This window comes from Arthrobacter sp. TJ-265, from assembly GCF_058269135.1.
Genome location: NZ_JBZCND010000001.1, coordinates 1,291,880 through 1,318,435 on the forward strand (window position 1 = coordinate 1,291,880; position 26,556 = coordinate 1,318,435).

General features: G+C 63.2%; 25 protein-coding genes. 17 read left to right on the forward strand and 8 right to left on the reverse strand.

Going from position 1 to position 26,556, the window contains the following annotated elements; translation table 11 throughout:
- The first annotated feature begins 222 nt into the window (after positions 1-222).
- The 4 genes from AC4D2E_RS06220 (at position 223) to AC4D2E_RS06235 (ending at position 3,979) form a co-directional block, all read left to right on the forward strand.
- Positions 223-1,416, forward strand: coding sequence for a TraM recognition domain-containing protein (locus AC4D2E_RS06220; RefSeq protein WP_490951974.1), 1,194 nt, complete (start codon positions 223-225; stop codon positions 1,414-1,416).
- Positions 1,413-1,835 carry a DUF4913 domain-containing protein gene (locus AC4D2E_RS06225; RefSeq protein WP_490951975.1) on the forward strand — a complete coding sequence of 141 codons (423 nt, stop codon included), beginning with the start codon at positions 1,413-1,415 and terminating at the stop codon, positions 1,833-1,835. Before AC4D2E_RS06220 ends, AC4D2E_RS06225 begins: the two co-directional genes overlap by 4 nt.
- A gap of 1,184 nt (positions 1,836-3,019) precedes the next feature.
- Positions 3,020-3,463 carry a GreA/GreB family elongation factor gene (locus AC4D2E_RS06230; protein WP_490951976.1) on the forward strand — a complete coding sequence of 148 codons (444 nt, stop codon included), beginning with the start codon at positions 3,020-3,022 and terminating at the stop codon, positions 3,461-3,463.
- Between the two features lie 57 nt (positions 3,464-3,520).
- Positions 3,521-3,979: a DUF488 family protein gene (locus tag AC4D2E_RS06235; protein ID WP_490951977.1), complete on the forward strand. Its 459-nt coding sequence runs from the start codon at positions 3,521-3,523 to the stop codon at positions 3,977-3,979.
- Between the two features lie 138 nt (positions 3,980-4,117).
- On the opposite strand, the gene AC4D2E_RS06240 is transcribed toward AC4D2E_RS06235, so the two are convergent.
- A complete protein-coding gene (locus tag AC4D2E_RS06240) occupies positions 4,118-4,630 on the reverse strand; it encodes a MarR family winged helix-turn-helix transcriptional regulator (RefSeq protein ID WP_490951978.1) in 513 nt (170 codons plus the stop codon).
- 89 nt (positions 4,631-4,719) lie between these two features.
- Here AC4D2E_RS06240 and AC4D2E_RS06245 point away from each other — a divergent pair, with 89 nt between their 5' ends.
- From AC4D2E_RS06245 to AC4D2E_RS06255, 3 genes are all read left to right on the forward strand, one after another.
- Positions 4,720-5,295 carry an NADPH-dependent F420 reductase gene (locus tag AC4D2E_RS06245; protein WP_490951979.1) on the forward strand — a complete coding sequence of 192 codons (576 nt, stop codon included), beginning with the start codon at positions 4,720-4,722 and terminating at the stop codon, positions 5,293-5,295.
- 2 nt (positions 5,296-5,297) lie between these two features.
- A complete protein-coding gene (locus AC4D2E_RS06250) occupies positions 5,298-6,188 on the forward strand; it encodes a VOC family protein (RefSeq protein ID WP_490951980.1) in 891 nt (296 codons plus the stop codon).
- A 448-nt stretch (positions 6,189-6,636) separates the two neighbouring features.
- The gene (locus AC4D2E_RS06255; RefSeq protein ID WP_490951981.1) at positions 6,637-7,890 is read left to right on the forward strand and encodes a phospholipase D-like domain-containing protein; all 1,254 of its coding nucleotides are present in this window, start codon (positions 6,637-6,639) and stop codon (positions 7,888-7,890) included.
- Between the two features lie 323 nt (positions 7,891-8,213).
- On the opposite strand, the gene AC4D2E_RS06260 is transcribed toward AC4D2E_RS06255, so the two are convergent.
- Positions 8,214-9,998, reverse strand: coding sequence for a SulP family inorganic anion transporter (locus AC4D2E_RS06260; RefSeq protein ID WP_490951982.1), 1,785 nt, complete (start codon positions 9,996-9,998; stop codon positions 8,214-8,216).
- A gap of 109 nt (positions 9,999-10,107) precedes the next feature.
- Here AC4D2E_RS06260 and AC4D2E_RS06265 point away from each other — a divergent pair, with 109 nt between their 5' ends.
- From AC4D2E_RS06265 to AC4D2E_RS06285, 5 genes are all read left to right on the forward strand, one after another.
- Positions 10,108-11,004 (forward strand): bile acid:sodium symporter family protein, encoded by an 897-nt coding sequence (locus AC4D2E_RS06265; protein WP_490951983.1) that lies wholly within the window; start codon positions 10,108-10,110, stop codon positions 11,002-11,004.
- A 13-nt stretch (positions 11,005-11,017) separates the two neighbouring features.
- The gene (locus AC4D2E_RS06270; protein WP_490951984.1) at positions 11,018-12,739 is read left to right on the forward strand and encodes a sulfatase-like hydrolase/transferase; all 1,722 of its coding nucleotides are present in this window, start codon (positions 11,018-11,020) and stop codon (positions 12,737-12,739) included.
- Between the two features lie 35 nt (positions 12,740-12,774).
- Positions 12,775-13,680: a formylglycine-generating enzyme family protein gene (locus tag AC4D2E_RS06275; RefSeq protein ID WP_490951985.1), complete on the forward strand. Its 906-nt coding sequence runs from the start codon at positions 12,775-12,777 to the stop codon at positions 13,678-13,680.
- A 373-nt stretch (positions 13,681-14,053) separates the two neighbouring features.
- Positions 14,054-15,250, forward strand: coding sequence for an AI-2E family transporter (locus tag AC4D2E_RS06280; RefSeq protein ID WP_490951986.1), 1,197 nt, complete (start codon positions 14,054-14,056; stop codon positions 15,248-15,250).
- A gap of 284 nt (positions 15,251-15,534) precedes the next feature.
- A complete protein-coding gene (locus tag AC4D2E_RS06285; RefSeq protein WP_490951987.1) occupies positions 15,535-16,188 on the forward strand; it encodes a trimeric intracellular cation channel family protein in 654 nt (217 codons plus the stop codon).
- A 42-nt stretch (positions 16,189-16,230) separates the two neighbouring features.
- Here the strand turns inward: AC4D2E_RS06285 and AC4D2E_RS06290 are convergent, their stop codons facing one another.
- From AC4D2E_RS06290 to AC4D2E_RS06300, 3 genes are all read right to left on the reverse strand, one after another.
- Positions 16,231-17,481, reverse strand: coding sequence for an amidohydrolase (locus AC4D2E_RS06290; RefSeq protein ID WP_490951988.1), 1,251 nt, complete (start codon positions 17,479-17,481; stop codon positions 16,231-16,233).
- Between the two features lie 425 nt (positions 17,482-17,906).
- The gene (locus tag AC4D2E_RS06295) at positions 17,907-18,884 is read right to left on the reverse strand and encodes an alpha/beta fold hydrolase (RefSeq protein ID WP_490951989.1); all 978 of its coding nucleotides are present in this window, start codon (positions 18,882-18,884) and stop codon (positions 17,907-17,909) included.
- Positions 18,885-19,431: 547 nt separating this feature from the next.
- Complete coding sequence (locus tag AC4D2E_RS06300; protein ID WP_490951990.1) at positions 19,432-20,034, reverse strand: NADPH-dependent FMN reductase; 603 nt, start codon at positions 20,032-20,034, stop codon at positions 19,432-19,434.
- Between the two features lie 396 nt (positions 20,035-20,430).
- Here AC4D2E_RS06300 and AC4D2E_RS06305 point away from each other — a divergent pair, with 396 nt between their 5' ends.
- From AC4D2E_RS06305 to AC4D2E_RS06315, 3 genes are all read left to right on the forward strand, one after another.
- Complete coding sequence (locus AC4D2E_RS06305) at positions 20,431-20,880, forward strand: hypothetical protein (protein ID WP_490951991.1); 450 nt, start codon at positions 20,431-20,433, stop codon at positions 20,878-20,880.
- Between the two features lie 1,009 nt (positions 20,881-21,889).
- Complete coding sequence (locus tag AC4D2E_RS06310; protein ID WP_490951992.1) at positions 21,890-22,357, forward strand: PH domain-containing protein; 468 nt, start codon at positions 21,890-21,892, stop codon at positions 22,355-22,357.
- A gap of 14 nt (positions 22,358-22,371) precedes the next feature.
- Positions 22,372-23,889, forward strand: a complete 1,518-nt coding sequence (locus AC4D2E_RS06315) for a PH domain-containing protein (protein ID WP_490951993.1) — start codon at positions 22,372-22,374, stop codon at positions 23,887-23,889.
- A 110-nt stretch (positions 23,890-23,999) separates the two neighbouring features.
- Here the strand turns inward: AC4D2E_RS06315 and AC4D2E_RS06320 are convergent, their stop codons facing one another.
- From AC4D2E_RS06320 to AC4D2E_RS06330, 3 genes are read right to left on the reverse strand one after another with little or no spacing between them, the layout of a single operon-like run.
- Positions 24,000-24,242: a hypothetical protein gene (locus AC4D2E_RS06320; protein WP_490951994.1), complete on the reverse strand. Its 243-nt coding sequence runs from the start codon at positions 24,240-24,242 to the stop codon at positions 24,000-24,002.
- A gap of 23 nt (positions 24,243-24,265) precedes the next feature.
- Positions 24,266-24,532 carry an isocitrate lyase/phosphoenolpyruvate mutase family protein gene (locus AC4D2E_RS06325; RefSeq protein ID WP_490951995.1) on the reverse strand — a complete coding sequence of 89 codons (267 nt, stop codon included), beginning with the start codon at positions 24,530-24,532 and terminating at the stop codon, positions 24,266-24,268.
- Entirely contained in the window at positions 24,499-24,735 is a 237-nt protein-coding gene (locus AC4D2E_RS06330; protein ID WP_490952332.1) for an isocitrate lyase/phosphoenolpyruvate mutase family protein, read from the reverse strand. Before AC4D2E_RS06330 ends, AC4D2E_RS06325 begins: the two co-directional genes overlap by 34 nt.
- Positions 24,736-24,906: 171 nt before the next feature.
- Between AC4D2E_RS06330 and AC4D2E_RS06335 the strand changes: the two genes are divergently transcribed.
- Positions 24,907-25,722, forward strand: a complete 816-nt coding sequence (locus AC4D2E_RS06335) for a GAF domain-containing protein (RefSeq protein WP_490951996.1) — start codon at positions 24,907-24,909, stop codon at positions 25,720-25,722.
- A gap of 393 nt (positions 25,723-26,115) precedes the next feature.
- The gene (locus AC4D2E_RS06340; RefSeq protein WP_490951997.1) at positions 26,116-26,484 is read left to right on the forward strand and encodes a hypothetical protein; all 369 of its coding nucleotides are present in this window, start codon (positions 26,116-26,118) and stop codon (positions 26,482-26,484) included.
- The last annotated feature ends 72 nt before the right edge of the window (positions 26,485-26,556 follow it).

Genomic DNA, 26,556 nt, shown 5'->3' on the forward strand with positions numbered 1-26,556 from the left:
GTCAGGCGCCACCTCCGGCCAAGGAGCGTCACTGCACCGGAGACGGCCCCCGCAGGACCTGACGTCCAAGAAGATCGACGCCGACCTCGACGCGGAGGACATTGGTCCGGGCCTGACGATCGGGTACGCCGGTGACACCGGCACCCGGGCCGTCATCCAGGGGTGGCGGGGTGTTCCGCGCCTGTGTGGGGTACCGGGCGGGGGAAGACCACGACGCAGGTCGTGCGGCACGCCACCGAGGCACCCGGCGCGTACATCATGATCAGCAACAAGGTCGACGGCGTTGCCGAGGTCCTCGCCGCACGCTCCGCGACCGGGACGGTGTGGCTGTTCGACCCGCAGCGGATCTGGCGCGACGGCACCCGTCCCGCGATGATCCTTAACCCGCCGTCCGTCGACACCGACACGGTGAGCGCCGGCGAGGTTGCGTCGATTTTCGAAACCTCGTCCGCGCCGAACGCGGGCCAGGGCAAGGGGGACGCGCAGTTCGACTCGCAGGCACGTGACTTCATGTCCTGGTGCCTCCTCGCCGCCGCCAAAAGCGGCGACACCATGAAAGAGGTGTTGCGGTGGGTGTCCTCGTCGGCCTTCATCGAACCCGCCGAACTGCTCGAGCGGGCCGGGCACGCGGGTCCGGCGTCGGCGTTGAAGGGGATGGGCGCGCAGCCGGAGGACACCCGCGGGTCCGTGGCCAGCGCCCAACGCATGGCCTCCGCCCTCGTCCACGACGACCTCGTCTCCTGGCCAACGCCCACCCCCGGCGTTCCGGTGTTCGATCCGGCCCGGTTCGTGACCAGCAAGGACACGCTCATCCTGCTCACCCAGGACGCCGCCGGCTCCGGGGCCGCAGTCGTGTCGACCCTCGTCTACGCGGTGTTCACCGCAGCCCAGCTTGCCGCACGCAGGGTTGGCGGGCGCCTGACGGTGCCGTTGGTCTCGGACCTGGATGAGGTCGGGAACGTCATCAAACCCAAGCAGCTGCCCGAGCGGCACTCCTTCTTCGGGTTCATAGGCATCGTCGTCAGCGCCTCCTTCCAGACCCGCGGGCAGGGGATGGCCATGCTCGAGCGCACCGGCTGCGACACCCTCTGGTCCGCCGCCGCGATCAAGGTCTACGGCGGAGGCTTTGACGACACCGCATTCCTCGACTCCCTGACCAAGGACATCGGCCAGTACGACGCGAAGATCCACAGCACCTCCACCTCACGGAACAGGTTCTCCCAACCCGTGCAAACCCAGCGCCGGGACATCCTGTCCGTCGCCCAACTCTCCGAACTGCCTGCCAACAGGGCCTGGGTAAAAACCTCCCACGGCGGCGGAACCATCGTCCGCACCATCCCCTGGTTCCGCGACAAGGCAGTCACCGCCCGCATCGGACCCACCCTCGACCGCATCCAGGCAGGACACCACCCATGACCGATGCCCTCCACGACGGACTGAGTAGTACTGCGGCTGATACTTCGCCTAACGGTTACGACGGGGAGGACGAGGGCTTCGCCTTCACCCCGGAGGAGCTGGTCGACTGGGTGGAGTCCCTTGTGGCGATGCTCGAGTCCGTGGACCGGTCCCAGAACCAGTACTGGTGCGCCCCAGTGGTGGAAGCATCCCGAAGCCGTGGACAGGTTCCGTGCCATATACGAGCAGTGGCTCGAGGCTCGAGGCTCGAGGCTCAAGCGAATGGCGGAATGTCGTCTTGGTGGATCGACTACTACGGCCGCCACGCCACCGTCCGCTTCGCCAAACGCGGACCCTTCGGAGAATGCGGAAGCAGAGATGTGGAGAAGACCGCTCGGCGGGTTCTGTCAGCTGACCGCCCAGCACCCGGGTGGAAATAGTGAATCGAACCTGAATCGGTGCACTCTCACTCGTTGAGGGAGTCGAGACGCCGATCGCCGATGACCGTATTGAGGGTTGGGCGGATGTATAGGGCTGCCCTGATGAGCCGTGCTTTGCGCCGAACGATCTAGGGACGGCCCAACTGCTGCACGAGCACGCCTCCCTGCGGCTGGGAGTTACGCAGGAACAAGGAGGCCTTGGCGCATGAAGACCGCTTCGAAGGTCTTGCTGGATAGCGCGGTCCCTCGATTTTTCTCTTCAGCAGAAGAATTGAGCGACACGCTTCGCGGGGCCGAACCGCTAGCCCTGAAGCAACGGGCAGATCTACGGAACCGTCGAACAGTAGTCAATGCCAAGTTGCTGGCAGTACCACTTTACTTATCGGTTGATTTCCTTCCGACGCCGCCATCGTGACACCAAAATTCAGGTGATAAAAGGATCCCCTGAAGATAAACTCAGCGCGCAGGAACATGTAGCCCATCCACAACGCGGTGATTATCCAAGAGACCATAAATCGCACGAAGGCCCGATTCTTTTGCTCCGAATTCGTACAATCAGTCGCGCGATTATCCCGTCGGCTTTCCTGGGGGCTTATTACTGATCGCATATCAACCTCCTGACGGACGCGCCAGTCTGGATTTTCCACCTTTATCAGCGAACGAATGCCAACTCTGCGAAGTGAGCATCCGCCCATGGGCGGATGCTGCCATGCGAGTGGCACGCAACATCCGACCACGGGTACCAGGCCTCCTTAGGCCACGGCGGCAACAATCACGGACGGCCCGTTGAGGGCCCTTAGGCCTGTCGCTTTGGGGCAACGACCAGTGTGACGACGCTACCTCTGGTTCTTGCGGGGCTTCACGAACAACATTTCGCTGGACTCGGCCTTCGTCTTCTTGTCGGCACGCTTTTGCAGGATTGACTTTCCCTGCTTTTTCGCGCCGGCGCTCCTGGGAGACTTCCCTGACAATGGGATCACCACCTTTCCACTCCGATACCCAACACCATACCCAATTAAAATATTTAAGCCAGTCCAGCGCCATGCGACAGAGCCGCCCAGCACGACCGCCCTCGGAATTGCTTTAAAAGCGATACGGGCTAGGCTTGGAACTCATACCTTTTTTATGAAATTTTCCCGATCGCTTCTTTTCTGAAGCGGTGATCTCTAGTTGAGGAGTAGAAAATGCTGGATCCAATGACGCCTGTTACGTGGCTCACGCCCGAAGCCCATTCCCGCCTGGAGAAGGAACTGGGCGAGCTACTGGAGACCCACGGCACCCAGCAGGAGATCGCTGATCGGCTGGCCGTCGAAACCCGTATCCGGCAGCTGATGGCGACACTGAAGGACGTGCACCTGCAATCACCGGCCGATGACGGGGTCGTGGAGCCGGGGATGCTCATTGACGCGCGCATCGACGGTCGCGTGGAGACTTTCCTGATGGGTAGCAGGGAGATCTTCGGTGATGGGGACCTGAACGTTTTCAGCGAACGAAGCCCTCTGGGGATAGCTATCCGGGGCCTGGGGCCCGGCGACGAGGCCTCGTACACCGCCCCCGGCGGCAACACCATCCGAGTGGTTATTACCTCGGCCAGGCCCTACCGAGGGCCGGGCACCTCCACGCCATAGGGCGGCCGGAGGAGTTGATGGAACAAGCATCATCTAGGCAGGAGGAGGGAGGGCAGGGTGGGTCAGGTTGTCGGAGTCGGCCATGGTCGTCAGAGTCCGGACAGTTTCCTCCGCCTACTGACATCGATGGACGTCTCTGTCGTGGTCGATGTCCGCACGTTCATCGAATTACCAGATCGACCGCATTTCGCCCCGCAGGCATTGGCCGTCCGGCTTGCTGGTCGCGGCATCCGCTACCGCCGGATTGAAACCCTTAGCGGATCCCGGGAACGCGAAGGGCTGGGCAGCAACCCCCTTTCCAGCTCCGGGCGTTTGCACGGCTATGAGGCTCACATGCGGTCCAGTTCCTTCCACGCCGGCCTGACCGGCGTGATCAGGGAATCCCTATCAGCTCCGGTCGCGATTATGTGCGCAGAGCAGAGCTGCCGCTGCCATCGGCTCCTGATCGAGCAGGAGTTGGTGAGACGCGGCGTTGCAGTGACTGCTTCCCCCGTGGGCGGCACAACTATCGGCTGAGGCCGCATGAAGAGCATTGGTTTCGTGGACGTTTTGCGCTCTTAGTGATTCGGTGACCTAGCTGGACGAGGAAGCAGCCGGCGTTCATGTCATCAGGTGCGCTCAACTAGCTTTCGTTGAAGGGCGGCGAACGCCGCACTAGGCCATCAGACGGCCATCACCGGCCGGTTCAAGGTTGGACGCCATGGTGCGCGCCTCGGGATCGAGCCGTTGAAGCAGCGCGCGGCAGATCCCGTCCAGCGCTTCGACTTGATCCGCCGAAAGCCCATCCAGGACGAACGCGCGTACCGTCTCGACATGAGCTGGAGAGGCAGCTACAACTTTCTTCCAGCCGACCTCGGTAAGCGTCGCGTTCGTAGCTCGTCCATCCTCGGGACAAGGAGTACGCCGAATGAAACCGGCTCTCTCAAGCCGTGCGACGACGTGGGAGAGTCGTGCAAGTTTCGCGTTGGTGCGCTGTGCCAGCGCAGACATCCGCTGCGTTCGGTCCGGCGCCTCCGAGAGCATCGCCAATGTGAAGTAGTCAAAGTGAGTCAGCTGTTCATCTGATGCAAGCTGCGCGTCAAGCACTGCAGGTAATAGCTCCAGTACGGAGGCAAATCGGATCCATGTTGCCCGCTCACCGGGAGTCAACCACCGCGTTTCGGTCATACCTTCACCATAACAGTTGTATCTACAAGTAAAACAGCGTACATTAGTTGAAGGTACAACCAACACGGCAAGCACGGAGGAGCAGAACGATGGCAAGCGTGACGATTTTCGGTTCGGGAACCATGGGTACAGCAATCGCTGACCTGCTTACAGCGGGTGGTGCCTCGATTCAGCACATCGGCCGAGCCTCCAACGGCTCGGTCATCTCGGGGAACATCGTCATTCTCGCCGTTCCCCATACTGCGATAGCCGAGATCGTGGGCGCCTACGCCGATCAGCTCGAGGGCCGCATCGTCGTGGACATCTCGAATCCATTGAACTTCGAGACGTTCGATTCACTGGTTGTTCCCGCCGACAGCTCGGCGACAGTGGAACTGGCCAGGGCACTGCCTTCCTCTATGGTGCTCAAAGCATTCAACACCACGTTCGCAGGGACCCTCGGCACGAAAAAGGTTGGACCCAACGACACAACTGTCCTCATCGCCGGCGACGATTCGGCGGCGAAGAACGCGCTGTCGGATCTCATTACTGCGGGAGGCATCCGCGCCATGGATGTAGGGCCCTCCGCCCGGGCCCATGAACTGGAAGCCATCGGTTTCCTCCAACTCACCCTTGCCGCCTCGGAAAAGATCAGCTGGACCGGCGGATTCGGGATGGTTCACTGATCATGAGGAACAACAACGCATCGGCACCCCGTGGCACTGATCTCCTTGCCGCCGACACAACCATGGGGGCGGTCACTCTGCGGGTGGCCGACCTCGATCGAATGACCGCCTACTACCGGGACGCCGTCACATTATCGGTCCTGAAGCACGACGCGGGGCACAGTGTTCTGGGGCGGGGTGCGACACCGCTTGTCATCCTGGAGCACGCGCCCGAGCTCAGACACGCAGGGAGCCGGGAAGCGGGACTGTTCCACACGGCAATCCTCTTCGACACAGAACAGGACCTGGCTGCAGCCGTGTACTCGGTCGCGAGCCGCCACCCGACTACGTTCACCGGCAGCTCAGACCACCTCGTCAGCAAAGCCTTCTACTTTTCGGATCCCGAGGGTAACGGGATCGAGCTGTACTGGGACCGCGACCGGACCCAGTGGAGCTGGACACACGACCGCGTCGAGATGGCGACACTATTTCTGGATCCCAACGACTTCCTTCGGGATCACCTTGTCGAAGATGCCGTGGCAACCGCGTTCACGAGACCGGCCTCGATCGGCCACGTACACCTCAGCGTTGGTGACGTCACCAGTGCACGGCAGTTTTATGTCAACCGCCTCGGCTTCGAAACCACCGCCGAGTTCGGCTCCCAGGCCTTGTTCGTCAGCGCCGGCAAATATCACCACCACATGGCCATGAATACCTGGAACAGCGCCGGGGCTGGCCGCCGTCAACTAGCGCTCGGCCTCGGGCTGGTGCGGATCCAACTTCCGTCCGCTGACGACCTCGGATCACTCGGTGAGCGGCTACGGCATTACCGTGTTGCCACCGAGGACGACGGACAGACGCTCAGCTTTGATGATCCGTGGCTAAACCGCCTTGAAGTCACCGTCCACCACTGATGCAGCCCAGGAGATGCTCCGCGTCACCGGCTCCAACCCGGTCGCTGCGAGAAGTGAGCAGCAACCAAGAATCTCATCAGCACCTTCGACCAGAACGGTTCGACGCGCAACCAATGAGGCCATGGCCGCCGTCGGTCGTCCGGCAGGCACCGACCCAGGATCTCTGCTCCTTTCATACGAGGCCTCCGAACTGTTAGGTCACAAGCTCGCTACTACGCGGTGGCTAGGGGAGTGGGGCCCTTGATGCCCACAAAATCAGGTTGCTGCGCATCGCTGAGGGCGAGGATCGACGGTCATTCACCGGCTTGGATCGTGTGTACCCGGTACACAAGATTTATGGCGAGGTCACACTGATGCTGATGTGGAAAGCGTCGCGGCGCGGAGCTCGTTCAAGTCGTGACGGGTATTGGGCAGGCGTGTAAGGGGTGAGCGAGGCTACGCTCGAGCAATGACCCGTCTCGGCAGCCGCTTCAGTGTTCCCTCCCTCCGGCGCCTGATAGTGAACTCCATAGGGGGGGTGCTTGCCGCTCAGGGGGCTGTCATTGCGGTGCTCATCACGGCCGACGCACTCAAGAAGAAGAGTCGCTCGCAGCGCTCAGGTTTTCCCCGTCCTGGGACGTTCCGGTCGAACGTCGACGAGACGGCCACGACGACCTACACCTATGGTGAGGACCTTTTCAAAGACATGCTCGATGCCATCCGAAACGCTCAGAATCGGATTTTCCTCGAGACCTACCTATGGAAAGACGACGAGGTCGGCCGTGAGTTCCGCGACGCCCTCAACCATGCGGCCGCGCGCGGAGTGGACGTCTACGTCATCTACGATCACTTCGGGAATCTCGTCATACCCTCTTCCTTCTACACGTTCCATCCCGATGTCCACGTGTTCCGGTTCCCGGCCCTAGGGCCCTCCCTGCAGTTCGGTCCTATCGCCGCGACCGGGCTGACACACCGGAAGATCCTTCTCGTTGACAATGAAATCGGTTTCATCGGCGGCTACAACATCGGCTCGCTGTACGCGACGCAGTGGCGGGATACACACGTACGCCTCGTGGGACCGGCCGCCTTCGAGCTAGGGCACGCCTTCGCGCAGGTTTGGAACCACCTCGCCGTACGGCGGCCCGAGCTGTCGCCGGAGAACCCGGTGCACTGGAACTCTCGGTTGCTGGCCATCAACAACATCCCGGCCGACTTGGTGTACCCGATCCGCGCCGTTTACCTAGATGCAATCAGTCGCGCCCAGCGTCACATCTACCTCACCACCGCGTACTTCATCCCGGATCAGAGGATCCTCGCCGCATTGATCGAGGCCGCGCGGCGCGGGGTAGACGTGCAGATTATCGTCCCGGAGAACTCGAACCATATCCTCGCAGACTGGCTCTCACGAGGCTTCTACTCCTCCCTCCTTCGCGAGAACATCACTGTCTTGCGCTACCGCAACGCCATGATCCATGCAAAGACGGCGACCATTGATGGCCAATGGTCCATTATAGGAACCGCAAACATCGACCGACTGAGCCTGAGATTCAACTACGAGACCAACCTCGAGATTCAGGACGAGGGCTTCGCATCTAACATGGAGAAAATTTTCGCCATCGACAGGGACAACTCTTTGGAAGTGGACGAGCGGGAGTGGAGCGAACGCCACCCTGCGGCACGCTTCGCCGAAACCGTCCTGATACCACTCCGGCCACTCCTCTAGCCCTCGCAGATCACCGGGGAAGCAGTAGCAAGGACTGAGATTACGTTCTTACAGAGATGACCTTGCGCCCATCTGGGTCGAGCGTCTCAATGATCTAGCTGGTGATGCCTAGGCGCGCTAACATCTGTTTAGTCGTCAGGTGATTGAAACCCATCGTATGAACCTACTCCACGTGGCCGGGCGTCCTCCATGAACTGGGACTGCTGCATGATGAGGTGATTACCTACCGCACGAATCCGCCACGCAACCCGGCCAGCCATTGCCTCGCCGACGTCGCGGGCCCATCTCCCGATATTACAAAGGTCTTGAAGCATTGCATGCAGCTAGGCTGGAGGGTCCTCGTCTCCGGAACGGCTCTGGGCCCACGCACGGGCCTGACGTATTGCCTCCCGCAGGGAGGAACCAAGGATCTCCTCGCCGGGGATAAGGACGACGTGGTCATCAAGCGGGAGTCGGTCAGCGCGCTGGATCTTCTCGGCGAGGTCGGGCGTCATGCCGCACAGGTAGAGCCGCCCATCGTGGCGGCCGAGCTCACGGGCGTAGTCATCGATCTCTTCGATGAAGGTGGCGCCGATCTGGGTGTTCCCGCGAATGCGCAGTACGACCGCGGCACCCTCGGCGGAGTCCGGTTTTGGGAGCCGTTCCCGCAGGGTGCGGGCCGCAGCGAAGTAAAGCGGTCCATAGACGTCAAGGACCATCACCTCACCGGAGCGCAGCGCCGCCGGGCCATCCTTGACGTGGATTTCCCCATCGTCTTCTCGAACCAGCTCATGCACCTCGGTCAGCTGCCCCGCCTGGTAGATAAACAGAACCAGGGTCAGCAGCACGCCCAGGCCCACAGCCACCGGAATTGAGGTCAGAAGCGTCGCGAGGAAGGTGATGACCATGGCCCAGCGAGCGCTTCCTCCCACCCGCCAGATCGAGAGCAGGGCGCCGAACCTAATGACCTGGAAACCGGCGACCATTGCGATCGCGGCTAGGACGGTCATCGGGACCTGGCCCACCAGCTGCGAGGCGACCAGGATGATGGCCAGCATGATCAGCCCGTGGAACACCATGGCGAAGCGGCTGCGCGCCCCGACCTGAACGTTTAGTGCGCTCTGGCTTACCGATGCGCCCGTGGGCATGCCGTTGAAGAAGCTGGCGGCTACGTTCCCCAGGCCCTGAGCAAGCATGTCCCGGGAGGTGCTGGCGCGCGAGCCGTCCGGATTTTGAATGTTCTGGCTCACACCGGCACCTTGAAGGGCGATCACGGCGGCGACGGCGAAGGCCGAGGCAACGATGCCCGGCGTGATCAGGGTGAGGTCGGGGAGTGCGAAAGGTGGAAGGCCCGACGGGATGTCACTGACGTCCTCGACCACGTCCACGCCGGCAGGCTGCCACCAGAAGACAACGAGGCTGGGTACGACAAGGGCGAACAGAGAGGCCGTGTTCACGAAACGCGTGCGGCCCAGGATGATCATGATCGCTAAGGCGATGCCCCCGATCAGCACCGCGGTCCAGCTGAACTGTCCGATGTGCAGGACCAAATCGACGAAGGCACCCAGACTGGTGTTCGCCTCGGAGCTGTATCCGGCGAACTGGGCCGCCTGATCCATTACCAGAACCGCTCCGACACCCGAGAGGAACGCGGTCATCACCGGATAGGAGATGTACCGGACCAGCTTGCCGGCGCCGAGCAGTCCGAAGGCCACCAAAAACGCGCCCGAAATTGCTACTAACACGAACAGGGCCGACCCGCGCTGTTCTTCGGGAACGGCGGCAACGGCCTGCCCGGCGGCGAGGGCGGAAGCGCTCGTGGTGGCGATCTGCATCAGCTGGGAGCTGGCGAACAGTCCACCTACGGTGGGGGAGACAACTGTGGCGTAGAGGCCGTAGACGGGGTTAACGCCGGCCAGGGCCGCCGTGGCCATTCCGGAAGGCACGCTCATCACTGCGTTGACTGTCCCGGCCAGCGCATCCCCGGGGAGGTCTTTCAGCCGGGGCAGGAACCGCCGTGACTTCTTGTCATCCGACACGTATCCCTCCCGATCACTGCAAATTTTCTTGCGAAATATTGAGTGGTTCTGCGTCCGGCACGCCGCCCCGAGCGGCAGCGGGTGCGGCATTCCGCGGGCGAATCCTACCTGACGGCGGGATATGGCCGCCTGTAGTATAAGCCGAGCGACACCGGTTCCGGGTGGAGGCGGTGATCTTCCCGACGACCATGGACGCGCGGTGTACGACTTCTTTCAAGCCCTGGGATCGTGGGGCGTAACCGTCTTTGTGATCACCTCCATGCTCAACGTGGGTCTGACCCAGAAACCAGCGCGGCTGCTTGCGCACCTGACCAACCGGGCGTTCCTGCTACGCATGCTTCTGCTCAACCTCGTCGTAGTACCGGCCCTGATGATCGCCGCCGTGGAGCTGGTGGACCTGGAACCGGTCTACGCGGCCGGTCTGGTGCTGTTCTCCCTGGCAGCAGGCGCCCCGTTCCTCATCAAGCTCACCAACATCTCCGAGTCGGACGTCGCATTGGGCGCCACAGTGCTGCTGGTCCTGATGGTCGCCACGGTGATCGTCCTGCCGATCGTGCTGCCCCTCGCACTGGAGGGACTTGCGGTGGACACCTGGGCGGTCGTGAGGGGACTGCTGACCCAGATGTTCCTGCCGTTGGTGGTCGGAATGCTCGCGGTGCAGTTCGTGGAAGGACTCGTCGCCGTTGTACAGCCCTGGGTTGCGAGGATCTCCAGCATCGCCCTGTACGTCATGATCATCGCAATCATCATCGGATACCTGCCCAGCATGACCGACCCCGGGCTGTGGAAGGCCCTCGGCGTGGGCATGGTTGTGCTGGTGCTGGCCCTGTTCCTCGGGTGGACCATGGGTGACGGCCACGACCATCTTCAGGACGTCGGCGGACTGGCCACGGCCCAGCGCGGCACCGCCGCGGCGCTGATCGTCGCCCAGGACAGCTTCGACGACCCCCGCGTCCTAGTGGTCATCACCTTGCTCAATACCTTCTGCGTGGTGATGCTGATCATTGCGGCAAAGCTGCTGAGTAGAGACAACAGCTTCAATTTCCTGATTCCCGTGGCCGCCGACAGCCCGCGCAAGCCCCGGGACAACCCATAAGGAGAATACAACCATGAGCACTGGCCGCGACAAACAACCGAACATCCTGGTGCTGTGTATGGACCAATGGGACGTGCACATGGACTTGCCGCCGGGCGTGGAACTGCCGGCCATCCAGCGGCTCGTTGGGGCCGGGGTGAGCCTGGGCAGCCAATACTGCACCGTGCCCCAGTGCACCCCATCCCGGGCCACCATGTGGACGGGCCAGCACGCCAAGAACGTCGGTTTGTGGGACAACACGAACTTCGCGTGGACCGACCTGTTGAACCCGGAAATCCCCACCGTAGGCACAATGATGCGGGAGCAGGGCTACTACACCGCATTCAAAGGCAAATGGCACCTGTCCCACCCGGAGCGTTCCGCGGACGCACTGGAGAACTACGGTTTTTCGGATTACCAATCCTGGGGAGATAACTGGGGCGCCCCGCTCCACGGCGAGACGCTGGACGGCGCGGTGGCCTTCGAAACCGTGGACTGGCTGCGCCACAAGCGCCCGCAGGACCGGCCCTGGTTCCTGATCTCTTCAATGGTGAACCCGCACGACATCATGTTCCTACGTGCGGGCCCCGACGAACACGCCCACACCAACGGCACGATCGCTCCACTGACCCACGCCCCGCAGGATCTGGGCTTCATGCGCGAGTACGACGTGCAGCTTCCCACCAACTTCCACGATGACCTCGACGCCCAGCCTTTCGGGGTGCGCTCCTACAAGCGCAACACCGAGTGGAACTACGGCCAGGTACCCCAGGACCGGGAAGACCTGTGGAAGGTCAGGCGGAACTACCTCATCAACTGCCTGCGCATGGTCGACCATGAATTCCAAAAGATCCTGGCGGAGCTCGACCGCCAAAACCTGTGGCGGGACACCGTGGTGGTGCTCACCTCCGACCACGGAGAAATGAATGGTGCGCACGGCATGGCGCAAAAGGGTGCCATCCCATTCCAGGAAGCCTCCATCGTCAACATGACGGTGGTCTCCCCGCGCGGACCCAGCGGCGCCCACTCCGACGCCGTCGGATCCCATCTGGACCTTGCCACCACCTTCCTGTCATGGGCCGGACTGGAGGAAACCGAAATCCGGGAACAGTATCCGACGCTGAAGGGCCGGAACCTTCGGCACCTGTTCGAGGCCCCCGAGCGGGCCCAGCCGCCCCGCGGTTCCGCATCAGAGCCCGGTGTCGGGGCGCTGACCAGCTGGGACGGACTCAACATGCTGGACCCGGAATGGGCCATCCAGGGCGCCCTGCGCGATTTGTCCCAATTAGGAGAAGGCCCGGCGAAGACACTTGAGGACTGCCAGGTGGCGGGCGGGAAGTACGGTGCCCCGGACATGGATAAACGCACTTTCTTCAGATCAATCTCCGACGGGCGGCATAAGCTCGTGCGGTGGTTTTCCCCCACCGGCTACAGCACCCCGCGCACGGTTGAACGGCTGCTCGCCACCTCCGACGTGGCCCTCTACGACCTCCTCAACGACCCCGGCGAGATGCAGAACATCGGGGACCCCTCCCACCCCGACTACGACGAGCAACTGGTCGGATCGATGCTTGAGAAGCTCGTCCACCTCATCGACACCGAGCTGGGCGATGACGAGCGGCCCTTCGACCTTGACCTGTTCGGTACCCGGGAAGTCCGCTACCGGCTGCAGGACATCGAATCCGGCGCGCCGGAAGGAGGCCAGCCGGCCGAAGCCGGCCCGGCAACTGCACCACGCCAAGGAGACACGCCCTGAACCGGCCACCGTCCACGGACCCCATCCCGCCGGAAATGGTCCTGATACTCGGCGGGACCTTTTCGATGGGCTCAAAGGATTTCTATCCGGAGGAACGACCCGTCCACCAGGTACGCGTACCCACCTTCCTGCTGGACCGGGCGCCCGTCACCGTGGCGCAGTTCGCGCGCTTCGTCGAAGAGACCGGTTATCTCACCGTTGCCGAGCGGGCCCCCAACCCACAGGCGTACCCCGGGGTGGACCCGCGGATGCTTGTTCCCGGCGCGCTCGTGTTCACCGGGACAGGGGGACCGGTGAGCCTGCGTGATCCTTCGAGGTGGTGGTCCTGGGTGCCCGGGACCTCCTGGCGGTGTCCGCAGGGCCCAGCATCGGACGTGTTGGAGGACCGGGCCGACCACCCGGTCACCCAGGTGTCCTTAGATGACGCCGCCGCCTATGCGGCCTGGGCGGGGAAGCGCCTGCCAACCGAAGCCGAGCACGAGTTCGCCTCCCGCGGGGGCACCGGAAACACCCCGTACGCCTGGGGTAGCCAACGGTACCCGGACGGAAGACACCTGGCCAACACCTGGCAGGGTCCGTTTCCCTACGGAAACACCGGCGAGGACGGCTGGACCACCACCTCCCCGGTGGGCACCTACCCGCCCAATCCCTATGGGGCCGTGGATCTGATCGGTAATGCCTGGGAGTGGACAGCCGACCGGTGGACCACCCGCCACCAGGCGGCCTCGCCCTGCTGCGTGCCGTCCCGTCCTCGCACCCCACACACCGGCCCCGAACATCCCCGCGACAGCTTCGTGGTCAAGGGCGGATCCCACCTCTGCGCCCCTGAATACTGCCTGCGCTACCGCCCGGCGGCCCGCCAGCCGCAGGACCGCGACACCGCCACGACGCACATCGGCTTCCGGTGCGCCCAGGACAGCCCGGACGAGGACCCCCGGTGAGACGCACCGGCCTGCGCGCTGCACGATAGAGGAGCGCTGCTTTCGCCCCCTCGCTGAAAAATTTCCTGTGAGTCCAGCCAGTGCGCGGCAGAAGGTGCGCACGCTCGGATTGCCTCAGCAAAGCCGGCATGGGCCCTGCCCGAGAACGGGCACCAGCCAGCAGCGGTAACGCGTCCGCGTGGCAGGCATCAGCCTGAAGAAGCCCGCGGCTACCCGGCTGCCCGGCTGCCCGTGGTCCGCAGCAGGCGGAGATGGTGGCCGGCGGCCGTGCCAAAATAAGGTTATGCCTTCGACATTCCACGGCGGGGATCCTTCCTCCGGTCCGGGGGTAGACCGAAAACCCGTCCCCCGGCCCGAGGGTCCCTCAGGGAGCGTGACGTTGCCCGTGCGGGTCGCCGCCGCATGGTCATGGCGGCTGATCATCATCCTGAGCGCCGCAGGGCTGCTGGGTTACCTCCTCTCGACGCTCACCGTAGTCATCATTCCGGTGCTCATCGCGGGCCTGATCGCAGGCCTGCTCTTCCCCCTGGTCAGGTGGCTGCGCAGCAAACACCTGCCCAACGGCTTCGCTGCAGCGGCTGTCCTGCTGGGCCTGATCGGCTTCGTGGTGGGTCTGCTGGTGGTGGCGGGACGGCAGATCGTGATCGGCTTTGCGCAGCTTTCCGACAGCGTCTTGGCCGGCACCCAGCAGCTGATCGGCTGGCTCGAAGACGGGCCCCTGAATCTCACCGCCGACAGCATCGATGACTGGATCAACGACTTCGGTGCCACGATCAGGGATAACAGCGAGGCCATCCTGTCCGGAGCTGTTTCTTTTGGCTCCACGGCCGGCACTGTCGTCACGGGCATCGTGATCCTGGTCTTTACGCTCTTGTTCTTCCTGCTGGACGGGGAGCGGATCTGGCTCTTCCTGGTCCAGCTGTTCCCGCAGAACGTCCAACCAGCAGTCAACGGAGCAGGTCGGCACGGCTGGACCGCACTGGTGCAGTATGCCCGCGCACAGAGCCTGGTGGCAGTAATTGACGCCGTCGGGATCGGGGTCGGGGCGGCCCTGCTGGGGGTGCCGCTGGCCCTGCCGATCGGCATCCTCGTGTTCCTGGGGTCCTTCATTCCCATCGTCGGGGCGGTCGCCACCGGAGCTGTGGCGGTGCTGGTGGCACTGGTGGCCAACGGTCCGACGAATGCGCTGTTGATGCTCGCGGTGGTGCTAGTGGTCCAGCAACTCGAGAGCAACGTCCTGCAGCCGATCCTGCTGGGCAAGGCGGTCTCTTTGCATCCGCTGGCGGTGTTCCTGTCGGTAGCCTGCGGCTCCATCCTCTTCGGCATAGCCGGGGCGCTATTCGCGGTGCCGATCGTGGCGTTCTTCAACAGCCTCGTGCGCTATCTCGGGGGCCGGCAGTGGGAGGACGACGACGAGATCGCCTGGCGGCCGTACTACTACCCGTGGGAAATCAAGAAGTACGCCCGCCGCAAGGAGCTGACCCGGGAGCAGGTCATCGCCCGGTTCCAGCGCTTCCGCCGGACCCGTGCCGCAGAACGACCGGGAGCCGGGACCAAAGGCGGCGAGTAGTGACAATAGCCTCCACGGCCCGCGCTGGACCGTCAGCGGCGAAGCCTCGCGAATCAAGGTTGCCGGTCAGGCGGGCTGCTGCCCCGTGATGGACGCAATCATGTCAACTGCTCATCCAATAGTTCACCAACCGGTGTATCTGGGCCTCATAGTTCCTCAGCCCAGACAGGCCCGCTGGCCGGTCCACCCCCGGACTTCCGGTGTGGAGCCGCTTCGCTGCCGGTACTGTCAACATCATGACGGACCGACGGCACCTCTCCCGTCACGACCGCTGAAGGACCGAGATGAGCGCTGAATCGTCCTTGCTACTCGTGCTGGATCTGACCGGGACGTTCGCCTTCGGCCTGAACGGGGCGTTGACCGCGGTCCATGCTGTCCGGCTGGACATCGTCGGGGTCATCACCCTGGGCATGATCACTGCCTTGGGCGGCGGAACCATTCGGGACATCCTTCTGAACGACCTCCCACCTGCGACCTTCCAGGACGGGCTATACCTGCTGGTGGCCGCTGGCGGGGCGCTCATCGCCTTCACCCTCAGCCGGTATCTTGGCCATTTTGCGGGACTGATCATGGTGCTCGACGCCGTCGGCTTGAGCGTCTTCGCTGTCACCGGGGCCACCAAGGCTCTGGATTTTGAGATGGGCGTTGCACAGGCGGTGATTCTGGGAACCATCACCGCCGTGGGCGGCGGGACGCTGCGCGATACCCTGATCGGCCAGATTCCCTCCGTGCTTAGCACGGGTCTCTACGCTGTTCCCGCCTCCACCGGGGCCGCCATCGCGGTCCTCGCCAGCGAGGTCGGAATCCCGAATCTGCCAGCCGCGCTGGTCGCGGCCGGTGCATGCCTGCTCCTCCGGCTGTTCGGTGTCCGCTTCAACCTCAACGCACCCCGCCCACCCGGGACCCGCCGACAGTCAGAGTCTCCGGAACAGTCCTGACGCGCCTGCCGGCACTTCCGGTACGGTCGCTCAGCAACTCACTCAGTCAGCAAGCCAAGCCAGGGCGGCGACCACCAGTGCCTGGGTTCCGGTGTCAAGGGTCGGCTGGATCACCGGAGCGAAGTCCCCCGAGTGGTTCACCGGAATGTCCTCGGCGATGCGTCCGGCGTCCGCGGCCCGGTGGTAGAGTTCCGGGTCGGTGCCGCCGATGCCCCAGTATGTGTAGGGCACGCCCAGGGCGTTGGGTATGTCGCTGAAGTCCTCGCTGGCGGTCTGCTGGTCCATCGGGGCGGCCCGGTCGCCGAAGAAACCGGCGAAGGCTTCGGCCACGCGCTCGGTGGCTGCCGCATCATTGTCTGTGAGCGGGAAGCGGTCAAAAAGTTCGATCTCGGGGCTGCGCGGTGAACCCGATGCGTCACATTCAGCGCGCACAATGCGCCGTATCGATTCCAGCATGGCTTGGCGGGTGTGATCGCTGTAGGTGCGGAGATTGAGCTGAAGCACGGCTCGGTCGGGGATGACGTTACTCTTCGTACCGGCCTGAACGCTGCCGACGGTGAGCACCGCGGTTTCTCCCGGAGGCGTCTCGCGGGACACGATGGTCTGCAAACGGACCACGATCATCGCCGCGAGCACCACCGGATCGACAGTGGCCTGCGGCATGGACCCGTGTCCGCCGCGCCCGTAGACGGTGATCCGCAGGCTGTCCGCAGCCGAGAGCACCGGTCCGGCATGGGTACCGATCGTCCCTGCCGGTGCCGGCAGGACGTGCTGTGCCAGTGCCACATCGGGGGCGGGAATGATTGAGACGAGCTGGTCTTCGACCATGCCGCGGGCCCCGTCGCCGGTCTCCTCCGCAGGCTGGAACAGCGCCACCACGGTTCCCGTCCAGTGGCCGGCAACCTCCGCCAGCAGGTGCGCGGCGCCCAGCAGACAGGCCACGTGCACGTCATGACCACACGCATGGGCGACCGGGGTCTCGCTGTCGCCGTCGGTGGCCGTAACGGTGCTGGCGTAGGGAAGGGCGGTCGTCTCCTTCACCGGTAGCGCGTCCATATCGGCCCGCAGCAGCACCGTGGGGCCGTCTCCGCTGCGCAGTACCCCCACCACGCCGGTGCCACCCACCTCCGTGTACACCTCGAAGCCGGACTGCTCGAGCCGCTCGGCGACCTTCCGCGCCGTGGCGTGCTCCTGATGGGAGAGCTCCGGATGCTGGTGCAGGTCCCGGTAGAGGTCCTCCTGCCAGGACCGGACCTCCTCCAGCCCGGCCAGCACGGACGATGCAGCAGTCATGACGCCTCCTCATGGAGTCCACACTCGTTCCGGAAAGCCTACTTCCGCGAAGTGGCGGCACGGAACATCACCTCAGGAAAGCGATCACCTCGACCGGTACCGGTGGTCGGTTCACGACAGCACTTCGGTCCCGGGAGCAGATCAGGGGAAAATTGCCGGCACCCTGACAGATGCACCCATGGGCCGAACCGCACACAACGCAATGTGAGCTATCCCGCCGTCCATGAAGCGGCTTGCGGGAGCGGGCGCACTGCACCGTTTGACCCGTATCGCCTTCCTCCAGATCCGACCCGACGGGTTACCTCGAACTGGCCGGGTGCCGCGGCCTCACGCGCCGGTTCGACGATCCTTGCCGCCGGCCGCCGGCCGCCGGATGAGTGGATTGCAGACTGTAGCGGAGTTTTGCTCGTTGCTCGATGCGGCCGCTATGTAGGCGGGGCCGGTTTTGGCTGCAGTCTCGCACGGGCGGTTGCTTGGGCGGTGCGTCCCATCGCGACTTTCGTGTCGTCGTCCTGGACGTTTCCGGCGATTTCGAGGACCACCCCCTTGATTTCCTGGAGGACGGCGGATGCTTTTTCTGGGGCGGAGACGCCCTGCTCCCGGTCGTTCCCGGAGCGCTGTGAGTCCATCTCCGGCGGGTGGTCAGTGTGCAGGTTGGCGTGCCGGACGCTGAGCTGCCCTACTTCCCGGGCATAGGCGTGCATGACCGAGTGGGCTGCTCCGCTGATCTCCTGTGAACGGGCCGAGGGCATGAGGTCGGTGAGCCGATCGATCCAGTCCCGGGGACAGACGGCGTCGTGTTCACCGTGAATGATCAGCGTGTCGGCGCGGACCTTCCGGGCGCTCTGGTCGATGCGGTAATTCATCATCTTGGGGAGGACGCGGAAGAACCAGGAGAAGCCGCAGGAGAGGTACGCGGTGACGGCCAAGAACTTCACCCTCGCCGATTCGTGCCAGCTGGCGCGGGCGAACCGTATCGCCTGAGTGATGGTCCTGTTCGCCTCAGGGTCGACGACAGGACTGATCAACACCAAAGTGCTCAGGTCCGGGCGGCGGGCGGCGAGATCCACGACAATCTGCGTGCCCATCGAATGCCCGAGGACCACAGGATCCCGGAGGTCTTTCTCGATGAGGACTCGTTCGACAAGGTCTGCGTAGTTCCGAATGGATAGGGCTTTCCTGCCGTGGGGGACACCGCCGAATCCCGGGAGATCCAAGGCGTACACGGGTCCATGCGCCTTCAGGTGCGGGGCGAGCTGCTCAAAGTAATGGGATGACACTCCGATGCCCCCGATCAGAAGGAACGCACGCGCTCCGGGGGTGCGCACGAAAGTCACCCTCGTCCACACCGGGCCCATATACACCCGGTCAACGTGGATTGTGTCGTGCTCGTAAGAGTCCATCACATGTTCCCCCGTCGCATCAGCAGGGCCGTGGTCGAGTTGAAGAAGGATTTCTCATTCTAAAGGGCCCGGTCGGAGGCCCGGCCGTGGATCTGGTCGAAGCAAGGGACGCACGAGCGCCAGGAGCTATCCGCTGCTGCGGCGGGGACGCACCGACTGTCCCAAGGGAAGGGGTCCCGGAATTGCTGATTCCTGCTCCGGATCTCGCCCGGACAGGCGTGTACGTCTTCCCCCGGCTGTCCTCTCGGCGGAACAAGGGCCATCATCGGATGAGACTCTCGACTCCCGCCGGCGGCAATCTGTGGATCGGGAGGTGACCGTCCCGCCGCCAACAAATGGCAACCTGCTAGCTCTCGCTGCAAGCGCCGGGTCCGGCCCCACCGCCCCCGAAACATGAAACTGCAGACGAAATGGCCCGCTATCCCGTTGCCCAACCCTCCCTTACGACAGAGTCGACGAGGGAAACGGGTAGGAGGAACACTGCGGCCAGTGAAACACCGCCAAATTCATGCCGGTACAGGTCGCTCCGGGGTCCGGCCACACGGTGCTATTTCCTTGAGTCGGGATGATCGTCGCCGATGTGACCAGGGGAGGCCGCGTCCAGAACACGGGCGACGAAGGCGGCGTATTCATCCATGTAATGGCGCAGGAACTCTCTTGTCCCCTCGTTTGTGACCTCACCGTCGGCGCCGTAGGCCTCTGGGTCGAAACTGATATAGGCCTCGGGGGAGTTCAGTTGGGGGGCATCGAGGAAGCTCAGGATACTGCGCATGGAGGACTGCATCACAGCCGTGCCGATGCCGCCCGGGGAGGCGCCGATGATGCCGGTCGGTTTACGGGCGAAGGAGTTGGTGCCCCAGGGCCGGGAGCCCCAGTCGATGGCGTTCTTCAAGGCACCGGGGACGGACCGGTTGTACTCCGGGGAAACGAACAGGATCCCGTCGGAAGCCTCGATAGCCTGCTTCAAAGCCCGTCCCTCGGGCGGATAGTCCGCATCGTAATCCTGGCTGTACAAGGGGAGGTCCCGGATGGAGATCTCGGTGAATTCCAGCTCCTCAGGTGCGAGCCCGACCAGCGCCTGAGACAAAGTGCGGTTGATGGAGCTGCTTGAAAGGCTGCCAACAAAGTAGCCGATTTTATAGGTAACCATGATTATGTGCCTTCCGCCGCCGGCGCAGGATCAGCTCGAGGGATCTGCGGTTCCCGCACTCTGTTTGGATGATTGGTCAAGCTTCATCCGGTTTAGCACGCCCGCCCGCCCACCGCCAGAGCCGGGATGTCCTGGCGGAGAATAAGCCGGTTCCACCGGCAAGTATTGCCCAAAGCTGCTTTTTCGGGGGACGCTAGCATCGGCGGCGAGAATCCCTTCCGGATCCACTGTCGGCGCTTCAGGAAACGGGTGACACCATCCTTGGACCTTCGCAGCGGCAGCAAGCGTGCACTTACGGCATGGCCATCGTTATCGCGGCAGAGCTGGTCACCAAGAGCATTCCAATGAAATGATGAGTGACATGGTGTTGGCGGGCACGGTTCTGACAGACTGCTCATGAAAAGCAGGCATGCCCTTGCCAGCGTCGCAGCCCTAACGAGTGGCATGATGCTTTGCGGATGTGCCTTCACCAACCCAGTCGGCACCGCGATGAACGACTCGGTGACCGACGGGACGAACGCATCGAGTCAAAATATCGTGCTACGAAACATGGTGATCGTCGCCGGTTCCGGGCAAGAGCGAGGTCGGGTCCTCGGCACCCTCATCAACGAAAGCCCAGAAGATGTGATGCTCGATGTCGACGTTGCAGGAGCGGGCGCCAGCATCCTCGTTCCTGGGCAGGGTTCAGTTGAGCTTGAGGATGCAAAGCCACTGGTACTTGAGCGCGCGGGAACCGACCCAGGATCAATGGCACCCATGATGCTGAGCTTCCCAGGTCACTCCATGACAATCCTGGTGCCAGTCATGGACGACACACTGCCCTACTACGCGCCGTACGCGCCGTAACACATGTAGGCGTAGAGCTAAGTTTTCATCAGCCAACGTCGCATACTCGTTACCTCCGACCCCTAGTGAGTGCTGTCCGCGGATGAACGTCCAACCGCGACGGTGCCGCCTGCACATCATGAATGGGCTTGGATGAAGCCCGCCAGCCGCAATATCCGGAATCCATCCGTACGCCGTTGACGCGTGGGGAGGGCGTCCAAGTGCCAGACGCTGGCGTTGGAAGTAACGCAGGTTCTATGTGCGCTCATGTGCTCCCGGGTAAGGGCGTGCAATGTTTGCTCTGTGCAACCGGGTCGTCCTTCGCGCCAAATCACCAGTCCCGGTGCACCTCAGCACGCCCCCGGAAGACGACACCCCCGTAATCCGGTCCGTGGCTGGTACTTCCTCATCACGGACATGACCAACCTGCCCAGTCATCAGGGCCACGGTGTGGGCCGTGTTCTGCTCGACAGCCTGCTCGATGAGATATGGACGCACATCGCAGGGAGCGCATGTCACTCTGGCTGCCGATCCGCCAGGCCGCAGACTCTCTGAATTGCAAGGCTTTTTCGGACATCGCGCCCGGTCGCACCGGAATGGACTAGTCCTCTAGCCTCACCGGTCAAAGCACGACCCCGTCACTTTCCTTGGCGCTGACTACAGGGTTCAAGCAGATTTCCGCCGGCGTTCCGGCCCAGGGACGCGGCGGAGTTCTTGCCTGACCTGCGCACAGCAGATACCGGCCCATGGAATGTCGCGGTGATCAGTGGTGTCTTCATCCCTCGGAGGGAACTTCCCACCGCGATCACATCGAGGTCCGGTGGATCACATTCACTGGTTAGCGTCGGCAGGTCGCCGATAATGTTCTGGTGCCTGGTCCGGCCGAATACAGGCTGTTGCGGTGACGGTGCACCTGCTGCTGGGCCGGTTCTTGAGATGTGGAGGGGACGGTATGTCACCTGCGAGTGGATCTTTAGGCCTGCGGGTCCCGGAGCGCCGCGTCGACCCCCGGGCGCTCCTGTACTGGAGTTTGAGCGCCTTGTTGCGCTGGGGCGGGGCTTGGTTGGCAGTGCGCTGGGTCCAGGACGCAGTGCCCGGCTGGTTTGCCGGTATTCCCCGGCTTCTGCCTCGGGTTCCGGATGTCCTGGTGTGGTTGGACAGGCTGGGTCTGGTCCTGCTGGTGATCGGTGCGGTGATGGTGTTTCTGGCCCCACCTATCCGGTACCAGATCCACCGGTGGGAGATTGGGACGGAGGCGATGTATGTGCGCGACGGGTTACTGCGCATTTCCTGGCAGCTCGCGCCGACTGCCCGGATTCAGTCCGTTCACCTCCGCCGCAACCTGCTGGAGCTGATATTGGGCCTGTCCTCGGTCCTTGTATCCAGCGCCTCCTCCTACGGCCCGCTGGTGATCGTAGGCCTGGACCGGGAGCTTGCCGCCGGGGTCGCGGACGATCTGGAGCGCGCGGCGGAGCAGGCGCTGGGGGAGGCGACGTGACCGGAGCAGGACCCATGTGGCGGCGCATCGACCCACGGTCGATCGTGGCCGGGTCCGTGCCGCAGGTGGTGTGGACATGGTTGAGTGTGATGCTGCTTCGTTCCTCCGTGCCCTTCGAGGAGTGGTTCGTCGGCGAGTATCTTTACCCGGCGGGCGCTGTGATTAGCGTTGCCGTGGTGCTGCACCAGGTAATTCGGTGGGTCACCACTTTCTACGCCGTCGAGGAGCGGACACTGCGCTTGAGGACCGGCTGGTTGTTTCGGCGCCGCACTTCCGTTGACCGGCGGCGGGTCCGCAGCGTAATGCTGCATAGCGGGGTGCTGGCCCGCCCGCTGGGACTGACCCAGGTTCACCTCGGAACGGGGGAGACGGGCCGGGACACCTCGATGGTGTTCGCCTGGCTGCCCACGGCGGTGGCCCACGGGCTGCGCACCGAGCTGCTCGAGCACGTCCGGCCCGTGACGGCCAGGTCGGGAGTACTGGCCCGCGGACGTGCCCGCTGGGCATTATGGGCTCCCTTCACGGCATTGTCGTTGAGTATCTGGGCCGGGACCTACGCACTGCTCTATCAGTTGTTCGTGGGGTGGTTCGGGTGGGTGCGTACCCTGCGGTGGGCGCTCACCGAGCAGGTCGACCTGCTGGCAGCTGCGCGCGTTCTGGTGTTGGTGCCGGTTGTGGTGGCCGTCCTGGGTGCGGTGCTGGTGTACTTCGAGTATTGGTGGGGGTTCAGGTTGGAGCGCACCCCCCGCGGCAGCTTGGAGATCCGCCACGGGCTGATCGTGAGCCGGTCGCTGAGCCTGCAGGAGTCGCGGCTGCGGGGGGTCGAGTTCGTGCAGCCGCTAGTGCCACGGTTACTGCACCGGGCTCGGCTGCTAGCTGTCAGTACGGGCACCGGCGCACAGGAAACCCTTGCACGGCGCTTGCCGGCGGCACGCCGCCGAACCCTGCTGCCACTGGCCCCGGCGGATCACGCGGCCCGGGCGGCCTCCGCCGTTCTAGGCCGGAAGGTCGATCTCGCGGACCTGACCGGGCACCCCGTGCAGGCCCGGTATAAGCGCTACCGATGGGCGGGCTTCTACACAAGCCTGTTACTGCTCACCATCTGGGTTTTCTTTCCGGATACGGTGCAGGCGCAGTTGGGAGCGTTCGCGGTGGCGGGCCTGCTGGTCCTGGCCCTCACGCTGGTTTTCGCGGACGATAATTACCGCGCGCTCGGTCACCGGCTGGAGCCGAATCTGTTGCTGCTGCGTTACGGCACTGTACGGCGGGCCACCTCGGTGATCCAGCGGCGGACAGTTATTGGCTGGGTGTTCCGGCAGTCGTGGTTCCAGTACCGCCTGGGACTTGTCACTACGGTCGCCACGACCGGTGCAGGCACCGGAGCCTACTGGCTATACGATGCGGGGTGCACCGGTGCAGTTTCGCTGGCTCGGGACATCACACCGAAACTGATCGAAGCCCACCTCGCCGTGGAGAAGCACCCAGACCGTGCCGCGAAGCACGCTTCGGACCGGCCTGAGCACGGTAATTGAGCGCGGTTATCCCCTGATGAAGACAGCCGCGCCTGTAACGATGGCAACGCGACCACCGAAATTGAGCTGCTCAGCCATTAGTACTTCTCTGCTACGGGGGCGTTGTTGTCTTAGTCGCGCTGGGCCGTTTGCGGGGAGTACTTCTTCTCGGTCTCGCGCACGTGGTCCGTGGTCGGGCGGCCGAATGAGGCGCCCCAGCCGAGACTGTCGGGATCTGCGTTCATCTGGTTGATGTACTCCGCGAGGGGCGTCGCCTCGCCTGACGTCTTCACCCGCATGAGCAGACGCCACACCTCGTTGATATTTGGAAGCACAAATGGCACCAGTTGGATCGCTTGGCCGACGGCTGTCATCCCGGGCACTGTCCTGCGTCCGATTATCGGAACGTCGATAGCGTAGGCGGGGCATGGTCGTTCCTAAGCGCGAGTTCGGCTTGCCCCCAGGTGTCGAAGCCCTCATAAAAGATGACATCAGCACCGGTTTCCGCTTTGTAAAGCAGGGCGCGGCGAACTGCCTCGTCGACGCCACCGCCGGCGGCACTGTATCCGTCGGCGCGGGCCACGATCACGAAGTCCTTGTCGAGGCGGTCTCGCGCGTCGACTACGGCAGTCAACCGTCCAATAGCCTCCGTGTCGGAGACCAACTCAATCCGAGCCGCACCACCGGATTTTTTCGGTTCCCGCTGGTCTCGATATGGATGCCGCCGACGCCGTAATTGACGAATTCAGACACCGTGCCCTGCACATTGATCAGCGCGCCGAAGCCCGCGTCGGCGTCGCAGTAGATGGGAACGTCGACGGAGCGGGCCGTGCGCTCGGCATGATCGACGACTTCGGTCAGGGTCAGCCACCCTGTGTCCGAGACGCCCTACCACCATGCGGACCAACATGCAGCTGCCTAGGGGCGGAGGACACATGGGCGCGCCGGTTCGCTGCGGAGGTGAATCTAGCGGGGTCCCCTATACGGTTGGACTGTACCAACGAGGGTGCGGCTGAGGGGCTTGGGGTAAGAGTAATTATGAGCGACGGCGACGTGCAACAGGGCGTTACTGGGGATCTCGTATCACGGCACGGACTGAACCTGGAACGGATTTACCGAGCGTACTGGGACATGGGCGGCATGAATTCAATGCCGCAGGTGCGCAACTACCTTGCCGGGTCGGCCGTTCTTCCGCAACTGCAGCGCGACCTTCTTGCGCACGCCGTCAACGAGATACTGCACGACCCGTACTTTGGGCACCGGGGGCGGCGTGCGCCCTACAGCAGCTCCAGCATTGCGGCCGCGGCAGGATACGCATTCAGCGAATTGGACGGAGACGTGCTGACAAGCCACTGGAGAGGGCCACGTCCACCCAGCGCGTTCCGACGCGATTACGAGGAGGCAGAGCGCTTGGAATCCCTGGAAGCCTCCAGCCTTTTGCACAGGCCGGTTACGGAATGTGCTGCACGGGTGCCGGAAATCGCGCAGCACCATTTCGAGGCGCTAGGAGCCGCAATCACATTGATTAGCATGGAATACTTCCTCACCAAGGTAATTGTTGGTGCGCCCGCTCAGATAAGGCCTCGCCACCTCGCATTCTGCAACGAGACGATCAGACATGACCGAACTCTCGTCATACCCGACCTATTGGAAGACCCGCAATATCGAAACAACCCGTTCGTCGTTGGACCAATGGGTATCAGGTTCTACGCCGGGCACCCCATCATCGGACCTGGAGGGTCGAGAATAGGTGCGCTGTGCATCGTCGATGACAAGCCGCGGAACCTTAGTAGGGGGGACGAGCGGAAGTTAAAGACTCTCGCAGCACTCGTGCAGCAGGAGATTTGGACGTGACGGGCGTATGCACTACGACATCGCTGCGGTATGCAACCCTGTACGATGCCGCGTAATTATGGGATGTTTTTTCGTCAGCACGCGATGTTGATCTTGGAGTTATAAGAAACTTTGCTCTTCTGCTGGTACAGGTTTCTGGAAACGAGAAGAGTGAGCAGGTGTCGTCGCGGCGCCCACGATGCAATGTACAAAGAATCGCCGATAACCTTGCGTTCTGTCCGCCTCCGTTGACGAACTTCTAATCGGTTAGTGCACTGGCAAGTTATCGCGCGAGGGTGGGCTCAAGTCCGACTTCGAACGTGGTCTCCACTCAGAGTCCGATAGTCAGGCATTGACTCAGACTCGTCAGAGGACACCGACTGCGTCCTCACCGACAGTGGCAGGGTAGTGACCGTGTCCCCGGCGGACGGGTTTGAAGCGGTGGCAGACCGGCATGGTCTGGCCTTGGAGACGGGCGATGAGGAGCCGCAAAACCTGGATGGACTGGACCAGCTGCTCGAACTACCGGCCTCGGAGGCAGTCTGCGCGCAGATCCTCAACGCGTGGAACCTGTTCAACGACATAGCCCGTAGTGTCGGAGCGTCCCTGGACGACCGGGGGCCGGAAGCCTCTGCCTGCTATGACAAGCTTTTCTACGGCAACAACCTCGAAAGCATCACCCCGGCCGGGGAACACTACAGCCCAGAGTTCACCCACCGGGAACGGCTGACCATCACGAAAATCCTCCATCGCGGGCACACCATACTCACTGCCCACCTCTAAACCAACACACCACCGCCGCACGAGACCCGCCCACTGGAGGATCGACCTACGGGTGCGCGATAGCGGATCGGG